Genomic DNA, 12,444 nt, shown 5'->3' with positions numbered 1-12,444 from the left:
TACCCTCCTGATTTTTCGTGTATTTTTAAACGGGCTGTGCATCAGTCTATTAGCCAATAATCGCTAAGATGTCACTTTCACGCAAGATCAGATATTCATTACCTTCATGTTTGATTTCAGTGCCTGCATATTTTGAGAAGAGGATTCGATCTCCTTCTTTAACTTCCAATTCGATACGTTGTCCGTTTTCAAGAACGCGTCCAGTACCTGTAGCAAAAACTTTACCTTCTTGCGGTTTTTCTTTTGCAGAGTCCGGTATAACAATACCGCTTGACGTTTTTTCTTCTGCCTCGATTAGCTCGATAACAATACGGTCACCTAATGGTTTCAACAATTGAAACAACCTCCTCAGATAATATCTCCCTTTTAGCACTCGATAGACATGAGTGCTAATACATTTCTAATCATAATGAACATTTGCATATATTGCAAGTGAAATACTCCGAACATTTTCTCTTTGCTTATCTCGCCCTAAACAGCTAAAATTGACCTCAACCACAGTTGAAAGGGTGGCGTTACATGAAGAATTGGAAAATCTCTCTCGCTTTATTAATCACTTACATCCTGATGCATGTAAGCAGCATCTTTTTATCAGAGGGCTTATTCTTATACTTTCCTTGGGATGAGCAATTCACTAAACAGGATATGGCATATCGGGCAAGTTCTTGGACTCTTTTCACCGTTAACTTAATTGCAGCTATCATTTTCCTGGTATTAATCGTACCGAAGAAAAACTTCTTTCAAGTTTTCAAAGGGAAAAAATCTTCCATTGGCAATTCGGTTCTTTGGGGATTCATTGGCTTCTTTCTAGCATTGGGTGGACAAATGCTGGCTGGTGCTATCGAGGTTGCAATTGGAATAGAACCAGGATCCGATAACACTGCAATCCTTTCCGACATCGCGAAAGTGTCACCAATCATCATCCTATCAATCGTACTATTCGCACCATTCCTGGAAGAAATCATTTTCAGAAGGGTTGTCTTTGGAGGGGTTTATCAAAAAACGAATTTCTGGATTGCAGCCATTGTCAGTGCTTTAGTGTTTGCTGCTGTTCATAATGAATTCGAACACCTTCTAATCTATATGATGCCCGCTTTCGTATTCTCTTACTTGTATTACCGGACGAAACGCATACTGACACCAATGATTGCCCATTTACTAATGAATGGATTTGTCGTTGTCCTCAATTTAAACATTGAGAAGATACAACAATGGCAAGAGGATTTGAAACAAGCCATAATCTTCTTTATGCACTAAAAAAGTCTTCCACATCCCTACTTAGGGTTGTGGAAGACTTTTTTCATTTCTGCTGTCGCTCATTAACTTCATCAATCTGACGTTGTTGTTCAGCTTTCGCCTCTTCGAATTGTCGCTGCTGTTCAGCCTTCAAGTATTTTCTGTGACCAAAACGTGAAATGAAAATACTAATTTCATAAAGCGCAAACAATGGAACTGTAACGAACATATGAGACAACAAGTCAGGTGGTGTAATGAACGCCGCAATTACAAATAGAACAAAGTATGCATATTTCCGTATCTTCACAAGTGTCGTCGGATCCAAAATACCAAGTCTTGTTAAAAATAACAAGACTACCGGTAGCTGAAAAACAATACCGAATGGAATTAACAGTTGGAAAAGGAACGAGAAATACTCATTAATGCCGATTGTCTGGGTTATATCGAGCTCCGTGGATAAATTCATCATGAATTTCATCACATAAGGTAGCAGAACGAAATACGAAAACGCAATACCACCAACAAACAAGAAAAATGTAAACGGAATATAATTCAATGTTGCGCGCCGCTCAGTTTCATGCAATCCGGGTGAGATAAAGGACCATAATTGGTACATAAGAACCGGTGAAATGACAATGAATGCGATAAAGACAATCACTTTCACGTAAATCATAATCGGGTCAAGTACATTGAAAGCATTTAAGGCAATATTATGTGCTTCTCCATCATTTTGCAGGAACTGAATAAGTGGTTTTGCTACAAAAAAGGCTCCCACTACAGCTACAACAAAGAAAACGACGATAACCATCAGCCGTTTTCTAATTTCATCTATATGCTCAATGACTGTTAAGTTTTTTTCTATCATCGGACAGACACCCTAACTTACTTCAGTTCTTCTTTCTTAACTTCAACTTTTTTTACATCGTCGTCTTCTACAAGACCTTTTGTCGCATGTTTGAATTCACGCAATGACGAACCGAAGGCTTTCCCGATTTCAGGCAGTTTCTTGGGACCGAATACGAGCAAAGCAATAACAGCAATGATAATCAGACTTCCTGGACCTGGCATCTCGGACACCTCCTTCTTAAAACTAGGGATTGAACTCAATCCTTCTTGTGTCTATTTTACACGAATGGTGACTGAAATACTATTTACAAAGCATTACATATGTGAATCTTTTACGTCGTTTTTAATAAAGTAAATAAGTGTTTGTAACTCGACAGACAAATCGATTGTATGAACCCGTAACGAGTCGGGGACCGTCAGCCGAACCGGAGTAAAGTTAAGAATTCCTTTCACACCGATAGTAGCAAGCTTATCAGTCACTTCTTGGGCTACACGTGAAGGCACAGAAAGAATGACAAGCTCGATTCCTAATTCCTTGATTTTATCCTCAATCGTATCAGGATGAAAAACTGGAATTCCACTCATCTCTGTCCCTTCATGCGTACCTTTCGGATCGAATGCAATGATGATTCGTGTATTGTGATTTTTATGGAAATTATATTTCAAAAAAGCGTTCCCTAAACTACCAACGCCAATGAGCGCTACATCTGTTACTTCATCCTGATCGAGTGCCTGACGAAAAAAGTCGACAAGATAATGTACATCATACCCGTACCCTTTACGGCCAAGTGCGCCGAAATGTGAAAAATCACGTCGAATGGTGGCAGCATCAATTTTCATAGCTTCGCTTAATTCACTGGATGATACTCGTTTCTTCCCTGAATTCGCGAAATTTTGAAGGAACCTATAATATAAAGGCAAACGTTTGGACGTCGCCTGTGGAATTTTGATTGTTTCCCCTATCATGTTAACCCTCCTGAGTGTATCTAAAGGCGATTCTATCGTACAGTAGATAATGAATGTTGTAAAGTCGACCGTTGCACGCTTGACGCCATTCATTTAAACTGAAGAGGAATAGAGGTGCTTTATTTGATTGTATTACAAGTGAACGGACTAACAAAATCATTTTCAGGAACAGATATATTAGAAAACGTAAAGCTCGAAGTTCAACATCGCGACCGCGTCGCACTTGTTGGCCGCAATGGGGCTGGAAAATCGACATTACTTAAAATAATCGCTGGTGAAATGAGCGCTGATTCGGGTGATTTAATCGTCCCTAAAGATATCCGGATTGGGTATCTTGAACAGCATTCAGGTATCGACTCTGTATTGACGGTTTGGGAAGAGATGATGACTGTATTCGAACCACTCCATAGCATTGAAAGGCGGCTTCGATCGCTTGAAGGGCTTATGGCAGATTCCTCTGTCTACGACAACCCGAGCGACTATGAACGCGTCATCAAAGAGTACGATGCTCTACAAATCGAATTCAAAGATTCTGGTGGCTATCAATATGAATCTGATACTCGTTCGGTGCTTCATGGGATGCGTTTTTATCCTGAGGATTATAGCAAAAATGTCAATCTTCTTTCCGGTGGTCAGAAGACACGATTGGCACTTGCTAAAATGCTGCTTAGTAAACCGGACCTCCTCATCCTTGATGAACCGACAAACCATTTGGATATCGAAACGCTCGGCTGGCTAGAGAAATACCTAGTGTCTTATGAAGGCGCAATCTTAATCGTCTCCCATGACCGCTACTTCTTAGATGAAATCGTGACAATCGTCTACGAAGTATCGAGAAAAAAAGTAGCGAAGTATACAGGAAACTATAGTGCGTATCTTGACGAAAAAGCGAAAAACTATGAACGTGATCAAAAACTTTACGTCAAGGAAATGGGTGAGAAGGCCAAACTTGAGGATTTCGTTCAGCGCAATATTGCGCGAGCATCGACATCAAAAATGGCGAAAAGTCGCCGCAAAACGCTCGAAAAAACTGACTGGATGGGCTCTCCTGATGGCAATGAGAAATCCGCAAACTTTACCTTCTCGATTGATCGTCCCAGCGGAAATGATGTACTAGCACTGGAAGATGTAGCAGTCGGTTATGACAGTATACCGGTTTCAACTGGTATCGGCTTGCGTGCCTACAAACAAGACCGCATTGCACTTATCGGACCTAACGGGGTCGGGAAATCAACAATTTTGAAGACCATCGTCAAGTTCCAAGAACCACTAGCAGGCAAAATTCGTTATGGTACAAATGTTCAATTTGGCTATTACGACCAAGAACAAGCGACACTTATCGGAACTGGAACCGTTCTTCAGGAACTTTGGGATGATTGGCCGATGATGAATGAAAAAGATGTTCGTTCAGTACTTGGACGCTTTTTATTTACCGGTGAAGATGTTGAGAAGCCTGTCACTTCCCTATCAGGTGGAGAAAAAGCTCGATTATCACTTGCTAAATTAATGTTACAAAAGTCAAACACGCTTATCCTCGACGAGCCAACGAACCATCTTGACTTGGATAGCAAGGAAATTCTTGAAAATGCATTAGATGATTTCCCGGGCACCCTCATCTTCGTGTCGCATGATCGGTACTTTATCAACCGCATCGCAACAAAAGTAATCGACATTAGCGCAACAGGTACAACCGAATACCTCGGTGATTATGATTATTTCATTGAGAAAAAACTGGAACAGGAAGAGTTGCTTGCCGACTCAAATGCCGCTAAAGCAGCTGCAACTCCTGTCATTGAAAGAAAAAATGATGATGATAAAGAACTAAAAAGGCAGGAAAGAAGGCTGACTAGAGCTATTGACGAAGTCGAATCACAACTTTCTGTTCTGGAAGATGAAATAGTAGCACTTCAAGATGAACTTTCCACTCCTGAATTTGCAGACGATCATGTGAAATTAATGGAGTTACAGGCACAGATTGATGCACTTCAGGCACAGCATGACAGCAAATCAGAAAATTGGCTTGGACTTCAAGAAGAACTAGAGGAATTATAAAATGAGCGTAAACGTCATGTTAAACCAGAACCAATGGTTTATCGTGACGTTTTGTCATTTCTTGCTGTCGTAACCTATCAAATAAAAGTACGAAACGATATTCTCTTAAAAAGAGTTTCCACAGTTTTATCCACACATAGAATGTAGTTATACTTGTAATCCACTGTTATTATCCACACTATCCACAAAAAATGTATTTCTTATACACATAGTTATCCTCCAACCACTGTTACTAAATGTGCATATACAATTGTTATGCACAACTTATCCACAATTGTGCATAAGTACGAATGTTCCCTATTGACATCTTCAAAAAAATCGGGATAAAAAAACACGAAAGTTGTCACAATATGACGACTTTCGTGTTTTTACTTATTTATTGTTTCCATGAAACAAGGGACATGCCAGGCTTACCATTCATAGCAAGATTTCCGCGTATTCCGTCTATAAACATAGCCGATCCCGCTGCAGCAATCATTGCCGCATTATCTGTACATAGTATGATTGGTGGAACGTAAAAAGGTATCTCTTCTTTCTTAAATGTTTCTTCAAGAGAAGAACGTAACCCTTTATTCGCTGCTACCCCGCCAGCCGCAATTACCTGTTTCACCCCGAACTCTTTCGCTGCCCTTAACGCTTTAGTAGTCAGCACTTCAACGACACTCGCCTGAAAACCAGCCGCGACATGAGAAGGGTTTACAGCCTCACCACGTTGCGCAAGATTATGCTTATAGTTAATCACTGATGATTTAAGACCACTAAAGCTAAAGTCATAAGAACCCGGCTCTAGCCAAGCTCTCGGGAATTCAACTTGTCCATCACTTTCAGCTGCCAACTTATCGATTTGAGGACCACCCGGGTAAGGGAGGCCCAGTACACGAGCTACTTTATCGTAGGCTTCACCAGCAGCGTCATCACGTGTTTCTCCAACCAGTTTAAACGAACCATGCCCCTCCATTATTACCAGCTCTGTATGGCCCCCTGAGACGATGAGTGCAAGAAGCGGGAACTCCATGGGTTGCATTAGTTGGTTAGCATATATATGTCCCGCAATATGATGAACGCCAATAATCGGTAGACCATTGGCAAAAGCAAATGCTTTTGCAGCATTAACCCCAATCAACAAGGCCCCAACTAAACCAGGTCCTTCTGTCACAGCAACGGCGTCAAGATCCGCAGGTTCTAGTTCAGCAATCGCAAGTGCTTCTTCAATTACTAGTGTAATTTGTTCAACATGGTGTCTCGATGCAATTTCCGGTACTACTCCGCCAAATCGTTTTTGGCTAGTAATTTGAGATGCTACGACATTCGATATAATTTCCGTTCCATTTTTCACGATGGATGCAGCTGTTTCATCACAGCTCGTTTCAATTCCTAATATATAGATATCTTTTGTCATTTGAATTCCACCCACATGACGAGCGCATCTTCATGGTCGTCCGTATAATAGTTTTTCCTAATTCCGCCGTCCTGGAACCCAAGCTTACGGTAAAGGTTTTGAGCCGTAGTATTGGTCATCCGCACTTCCAGTGTCATTAACCGGACTTTTTTTTCTATACAAAGTGCAATCGCTTCTTTCATCAGAGCTTCGCCGATGCCATTGCCCCTTAAATGCTTCCGTACCGCAACATTCGTAATATGACACTCATCCAGTACGATCCACATTCCGCAATGCCCAATCACTTCTTCTTCAAAGACTGCAACAACGTAATGCGCATAGTCATTTCCAGTCATTTCGTGCTCAAAAACTTCTGCAGTCCATGGTGTCGCAAATGCTTCCTTTTCGATTTCAACAACAGAAGGAATATCTTCTATTCCCATCTCTCTATAACTAATCTCTTTATCCACGATCATTGTCCTTCCCCTGCTCTTTTAACCAATTTGCCTCAGCTTCAGCAATACGTCGATATTCCGGAACAAATGCATGTATATCCGTTTCTGCTTCTGATTGCAAGGCAATATAAATAAGTGAAGAGGCTCGTGGTAGATTAAACTGAAGAGGCGCTAGAACTGCACGTTGTCCAAGCTGCTCAATAAGTTTTTGCTCATGCATTGCTATATCTTTTCCAACGAATAAAATAGGACTACTATGCTGCTCAAGCAAGTGTACCAACTCTTCCAAAGAGTAATGGCCATCCTCAATAACTTCAGTAAGCTTTCCTGCATCAAATTGATAAACGCCAGCATAGACATTGTCCCGTCTTGCATCGACAATTGGACAAACCAAACCATTGAAGAATAATGCATTTGCCGCTAGTGCTTTTAATGTGGATACGCCAACAAGAGGTTTACCAAGTGTCCAAGCAAGTGTCTTCGCTATCGTCACTCCGATTCGCACCCCTGTATAAGAGCCTGGCCCTTCTGAGACTGCAATTGCATCAATATCCGCCGGTACTAACCCTGCTTGTTCCAACAGCTCCTCAATTGCTGGCATAGCACGTAGCGAGTGGTTAATAGCAATCGCTGAAGTTCCTTCTATTAATAGTTCGCCATCTTTCACAAGTGCAACTGAAATGGGCGTGTTAGCCGTATCTATACCTAGCCAGATCATAAGAAAATCCCCTCGCAAATCTTTTCATATCTTTCACCTATTGGCGTGAATATAATCATCCGGTTATCTCCGCCACCGTGAACTAGCTGAATTTCCAGACGTTCTGCCGGCAAATCATCTTTAATAAGATGCGCCCACTCGATAACAGATATTGCATCTCCATAAAATAGTTCATCCCAGCCAAGATCCTCATCGCTGCCAGCTAAGCGATAGACATCGAGATGATTGAGTGGGTAATTACCTTCGTACTGTTTGATGATTGTGAATGTCGGACTGTTAACCGTGCGTGTAACGCCCAGTCCTTTTGCAAGCGCCTTTGTAAATGTCGTTTTACCTGCACCTAAATCGCCTTCAAGCGTAAGTACATCCGGTGGTGTAAGGAGTGCTGCAAGTTTCGTTGCAATTAGCTCTGTCTCCTCGACAGAATTTACTTCTATTTTCTGAGTCATAGATTATTTCCTTTCTGCTTCTTTGTTATAGTGTACCGAAAACATGTTATATCAGAAAGTATCTACCCTTGATAGATGTGTTTTCGTAGTAAATGATCTTTATTTCTCATAGAGTGTTGTTTACTTTGCTGAAAACGTTGTCTTCTTTTACGATAACATTGTTTAGTTTCTCAAGAGTGTTGCTTACTGCTTTTTTTAAAAAGCATTTTAGTTAAACCTTAGAATTCTATATACAAAAAAACCAATCCCGGAATTAATCCCTAGAATCGGTTCTGAATTTAAAATTTAATGGCGGTCCCGACCGGGATCGAACCGGCGATCTCCTGCGTGACAGGCAGGCATGTTAACCGCTACACCACGGGACCTAAATATGTAGTAATTTTCGACTTTTTAATTAACTTCATCACATTTATGTCGAAAGTAAATATGTGAGACCGGCGACGTCCTACTCTTGCAGGGGGAAACCCCCAACTACCATCGGCGCTGAAGAGCTTAACTTCCGTGTTCGGGATGGGAACGGGTGTGACCTCTTCGCAATCGTCACCAGACCTACATCATCTTTTCTCAAAGACAATACTTAGTATAGCACGTCTTACGATAATTACAAGAACTATTTTTATGGACGGTTCTAATTCGTTCATAATGAATGAAATAAGCATCATTATTGATGAATAAGGATGATAAAACTCTTTTCAAATACCGTTAAGTCCCCTATTTATTAGAATCTACTTCCTTACTATAGCGTACCTAGATTGAATTGCCTCAAAGTTCATTTATCTTTTATTTCGCAATACAAAAAATCGACTCCGGAATTAATCCCTGGAATCGGTTCTGAATTTAAAATATAATGGCGGTCCCGACCGGGATCGAACCGGCGATCTCCTGCGTGACAGGCAGGCATGTTAACCGCTACACCACGGGACCTTAACATGTAATAACTTTCGACTTTTCAATTAACTTCACCACATTTATGTCGAAGTATAAATGTGTGAGACCGGCGACGTCCTACTCTCGCAGGGGGAAACCCCCAACTACCATCGGCGCTGAAGAGCTTAACTTCCGTGTTCGGGATGGGAACGGGTGTGACCTCTTCGCAATCGTCACCAGACTCTTTGAGCTTGTTCGCTCAAAACTGAATAAAACAGACATTGTGCTACACGAATCAGGGTAATCAAGCCCTTTTCAAAATTGGTTAAGTCCTCGATCGATTAGTATCCGTCAGCTCCACACGTCGCCGTGCTTCCACCCCAGACCTATCAACCTCATCTTCTTTGAGGGATCTTACTTACTTGCGTAATGGGAAATCTCATCTCGAGGGGGGCTTCATGCTTAGATGCTTTCAGCATTTATCCCGTCCATACATAGCTACCCAGCGATGCCTTTGGCAAGACAACTGGTACACCAGAGGTATGTCCATCCCGGTCCTCTCGTACTAAGGACAGCTCCTCTCAAATTTCCTGCGCCCGCGACGGATAGGGACCGAACTGTCTCACGACGTTCTGAACCCAGCTCGCGTACCGCTTTAATGGGCGAACAGCCCAACCCTTGGGACCGACTACAGCCCCAGGATGCGATGAGCCGACATCGAGGTGCCAAACCTCCCCGTCGATGTGGACTCTTGGGGGAGATAAGCCTGTTATCCCCGGGGTAGCTTTTATCCGTTGAGCGATGGCCCTTCCATGCGGAACCACCGGATCACTAAGCCCGTCTTTCGACCCTGCTCGACTTGTAGGTCTCGCAGTCAAGCTCCCTTATGCCTTTGCACTCTACGAATGATGTCCAACCATTCTGAGGGAACCTTTGGGCGCCTCCGTTACTCTTTAGGAGGCGACCGCCCCAGTCAAACTGCCCGCCTGACACTGTCTCCTGCCCCGATAAGGGGCATGGGTTAGAAGTCCAATACAGCCAGGGTAGTATCCCACCAACGCCTCATCCGAAGCTAGCGCTCCGGAATCCAAGGCTCCTACCTATCCTGTACAGGCTGCACCGGAATTCAATATCAGGTTACAGTAAAGCTCCACGGGGTCTTTCCGTCCTGTCGCGGGTAACCTGCATCTTCACAGGTATTATAATTTCACCGAGTCTCTCGTTGAGACAGTGCCCAGATCGTTACGCCTTTCGTGCGGGTCGGAACTTACCCGACAAGGAATTTCGCTACCTTAGGACCGTTATAGTTACGGCCGCCGTTTACTGGGGCTTCAATTCGAAGCTTCGCTTGCGCTGACCTCTCCTCTTAACCTTCCAGCACCGGGCAGGCGTCAGCCCCTATACTTCACCTTGCGGTTTTGCAGAGACCTGTGTTTTTGCTAAACAGTCGCCTGGGCCTATTCACTGCGGCTCTCTCGGGCTTTAACACCCTACCAGAGCACCCCTTCTCCCGAAGTTACGGGGTCATTTTGCCGAGTTCCTTAACGAGAGTTCTCTCGATCACCTTAGGATTCTCTCCTCGCCTACCTGTGTCGGTTTGCGGTACAGGCACCTCCCGCCTCGCTAGAGGCTTTTCTTGGCAGCGTGAAATCAGGGACTCAGGGATAAATCCCCTTGCTGTAACAGCTCAATGTTATAGGAACGGGATTTGCCTCATTCCACACCTCACTGCTTAGACGCGCATAACCAACAGCGCGCTCACCCTATCCTACTGCGTCACCCCATTGCTCAAACGGCGGGGAGGTGGTACAGGAATATCAACCTGTTGTCCATCGTCTACGCCTTTCGGCCTCAACTTAGGTCCTGACTAACCCTGAGCGGACGAGCCTTCCTCAGGAAACCTTGGGCATTCGGTGGAAGGGATTCTCACCCTTCTTTCGCTACTCATACCGGCATTCTCACTTCCAAGCGCTCCACCAGTCCTTACGGTCTAGCTTCGACGCCCTTGGAACGCTCTCCTACCACTGACATCTAAGATGTCAATCCACAGTTTCGGTGATTCGTTTAGCCCCGGTACATTTTCGGCGCAGCGCCACTCGACCAGTGAGCTATTACGCACTCTTTAAATGATGGCTGCTTCTAAGCCAACATCCTGGTTGTCTGGGCAACGCCACATCCTTTTCCACTTAACGAATACTTGGGGACCTTAACTGGTGGTCTGGGCTGTTTCCCTCTCGACTACGGATCTTATCACCCGCAGTCTGACTCCCAAACATAAATCATCGGCATTCGGAGTTTGTCTGAATTCGGTAACCCGGGATGGGCCCCTAGTCCAAACAGTGCTCTACCTCCGAGATTCTTAAGTTTGAGGCTAGCCCTAAAGCTATTTCGGAGAGAACCAGCTATCTCCAGGTTCGATTGGAATTTCACCGCTACCCACACCTCATCCCCGCACTTTTCAACGTACGTGGGTTCGGGCCTCCAGTAAGTGTTACCTTACCTTCACCCTGGACATGGGTAGATCACCTGGTTTCGGGTCTACGACCCCATACTCTATCGCCCTATTCAGACTCGCTTTCGCTGCGGCTCCGCATTCACTGCTTAACCTTGCATGGAATCGTAACTCGCCGGTTCATTCTACAAAAGGCACGCCATCACCCATTAACGGGCTCTGACAACTTGTAGGCACATGGTTTCAGGATCTATTTCACTCCCCTTCCGGGGTGCTTTTCACCTTTCCCTCACGGTACTGGTTCACTATCGGTCACTAGGGAGTATTTAGCCTTGGGAGATGGTCCTCCCGGATTCCGACGGAATTTCACGTGTTCCGCCGTACTCAGGATACACTCTGGAGAGAATGGACTTTCAACTACGGGGCTTTTACCCGCTACGGCGGACCTTTCCAGGTCGCTTCGTCTAATCCATTCCTTTGTAACTCCGTATAGAGTGTCCTACAACCCCAAGAAGCAAGCTTCTTGGTTTGGGCTCTTCCCGTTTCGCTCGCCGCTACTCAGGGAATCGATTTTTCTTTCTATTCCTCCGGATACTTAGATGTTTCAGTTCTCCGGGTGTGCCTCGTTTACGCTATGTATTCACGTAAACGTACTGTCCCATTATGGACAGTGGGTTTCCCCATTCGGAAATCTCCGGATCAAAGCTTACTTACAGCTCCCCGGAGCATATCGGTGTTAGTGCCGTCCTTCTTAGGCTCCTAGTGCCAAGGCATCCGCCATGCGCCCTTTCTAACTTAACCCTTTGGTTTTCAACAAGCTTACGCTTCTTGAATTCCTCTTTGGTGAATTCTCCTTTACAGCGATGTAAATCGGAATTCGTAAAAGGCATTGCATGATTAGCTCATTTGCATGCGCTAATCTAGAGAAACGAATTTCTCTACGTTGATTACTTGATTTGTTGCTATCAATGTCGTTTCATTCAGTTTTCAAAGAACAAGTTTTGAATGTTCATATATAGAGGCTT

At 43.9% G+C, this 12,444-nt stretch carries 10 protein-coding genes, 2 tRNA genes and 3 rRNA genes; 2 read left to right on the top strand and 13 right to left on the bottom strand.

The genetic code is table 11. The features are described 5' to 3' along the window. Positions 1–49: 49 nt before the first annotated feature. Positions 50–334: a co-chaperone GroES gene (groES, locus tag MKX62_RS10360; protein WP_067205358.1), complete on the bottom strand. Its 285-nt coding sequence runs from the start codon at positions 332–334 to the stop codon at positions 50–52. Positions 335–519: 185 nt separating this feature from the next. Between groES and MKX62_RS10355 the strand changes: the two genes are divergently transcribed. Beyond that, positions 520–1,257 carry a CPBP family intramembrane glutamic endopeptidase gene (locus MKX62_RS10355; protein ID WP_222618001.1) on the top strand — a complete coding sequence of 246 codons (738 nt, stop codon included), beginning with the start codon at positions 520–522 and terminating at the stop codon, positions 1,255–1,257. Positions 1,258–1,300: 43 nt separating this feature from the next. Here MKX62_RS10355 and tatC read toward each other — a convergent pair whose 3' ends face one another. The 3 genes from tatC to MKX62_RS10340 all read right to left on the bottom strand — a co-directional run bounded on the left by tatC (position 1,301) and on the right by MKX62_RS10340 (position 3,048). After that, positions 1,301–2,101, bottom strand: coding sequence for a twin-arginine translocase subunit TatC (gene tatC, locus MKX62_RS10350; protein WP_187046560.1), 801 nt, complete (start codon positions 2,099–2,101; stop codon positions 1,301–1,303). 17 nt (positions 2,102–2,118) lie between these two features. Further along, positions 2,119–2,304 (bottom strand): twin-arginine translocase TatA/TatE family subunit, encoded by a 186-nt coding sequence (locus MKX62_RS10345; RefSeq protein WP_187046559.1) that lies wholly within the window; start codon positions 2,302–2,304, stop codon positions 2,119–2,121. A gap of 93 nt (positions 2,305–2,397) precedes the next feature. Further along, complete coding sequence (locus tag MKX62_RS10340) at positions 2,398–3,048, bottom strand: redox-sensing transcriptional repressor Rex (protein WP_067205350.1); 651 nt, start codon at positions 3,046–3,048, stop codon at positions 2,398–2,400. A gap of 123 nt (positions 3,049–3,171) precedes the next feature. Between MKX62_RS10340 and MKX62_RS10335 the strand changes: the two genes are divergently transcribed. Continuing rightward, positions 3,172–5,100 (top strand): ABC-F family ATP-binding cassette domain-containing protein, encoded by a 1,929-nt coding sequence (locus tag MKX62_RS10335; RefSeq protein WP_067213814.1) that lies wholly within the window; start codon positions 3,172–3,174, stop codon positions 5,098–5,100. Between the two features lie 376 nt (positions 5,101–5,476). Here MKX62_RS10335 and tsaD read toward each other — a convergent pair whose 3' ends face one another. From tsaD to MKX62_RS10290, 9 genes are all read right to left on the bottom strand, one after another. Beyond that, a complete protein-coding gene (gene tsaD / locus MKX62_RS10330) occupies positions 5,477–6,499 on the bottom strand; it encodes a tRNA (adenosine(37)-N6)-threonylcarbamoyltransferase complex transferase subunit TsaD (protein WP_338653722.1) in 1,023 nt (340 codons plus the stop codon). Further along, on the bottom strand, positions 6,496–6,954 hold the full coding sequence (gene rimI, locus MKX62_RS10325) for a ribosomal protein S18-alanine N-acetyltransferase (protein ID WP_067205345.1): 459 nt from the start codon (positions 6,952–6,954) through the stop codon (positions 6,496–6,498). Before rimI ends, tsaD begins: the two co-directional genes overlap by 4 nt. Further along, entirely contained in the window at positions 6,941–7,651 is a 711-nt protein-coding gene (gene tsaB / locus MKX62_RS10320; RefSeq protein WP_338653726.1) for a tRNA (adenosine(37)-N6)-threonylcarbamoyltransferase complex dimerization subunit type 1 TsaB, read from the bottom strand. Before tsaB ends, rimI begins: the two co-directional genes overlap by 14 nt. Then, positions 7,648–8,100, bottom strand: a complete 453-nt coding sequence (tsaE, locus tag MKX62_RS10315) for a tRNA (adenosine(37)-N6)-threonylcarbamoyltransferase complex ATPase subunit type 1 TsaE (RefSeq protein ID WP_067205339.1) — start codon at positions 8,098–8,100, stop codon at positions 7,648–7,650. Before tsaE ends, tsaB begins: the two co-directional genes overlap by 4 nt. A 289-nt stretch (positions 8,101–8,389) precedes the next feature. Beyond that, a tRNA-Asp gene (locus MKX62_RS10310) sits at positions 8,390–8,465 on the bottom strand. A 67-nt stretch (positions 8,466–8,532) separates the two neighbouring features. Beyond that, positions 8,533–8,648 (bottom strand): 5S ribosomal RNA (rrf, locus tag MKX62_RS10305). A 300-nt stretch (positions 8,649–8,948) separates the two neighbouring features. Then, a tRNA-Asp gene (locus MKX62_RS10300) sits at positions 8,949–9,024 on the bottom strand. A gap of 68 nt (positions 9,025–9,092) precedes the next feature. Further along, positions 9,093–9,208 (bottom strand): 5S ribosomal RNA (gene rrf, locus MKX62_RS10295). A gap of 80 nt (positions 9,209–9,288) precedes the next feature. After that, a 23S ribosomal RNA gene (locus tag MKX62_RS10290) occupies positions 9,289–12,220 on the bottom strand. Positions 12,221–12,444: the final 224 nt, after the last annotated feature.

Origin of the sequence: Sporosarcina sp. FSL K6-5500 (assembly GCF_038005665.1) — a bacterium.
GTDB classification, from domain to species: domain Bacteria; phylum Bacillota; class Bacilli; order Bacillales_A; family Planococcaceae; genus Sporosarcina; species Sporosarcina psychrophila.
The sequence above is the reverse complement of the archived record's forward strand: the minus strand, read 5'-3'. Positions and strand labels throughout refer to the sequence as shown.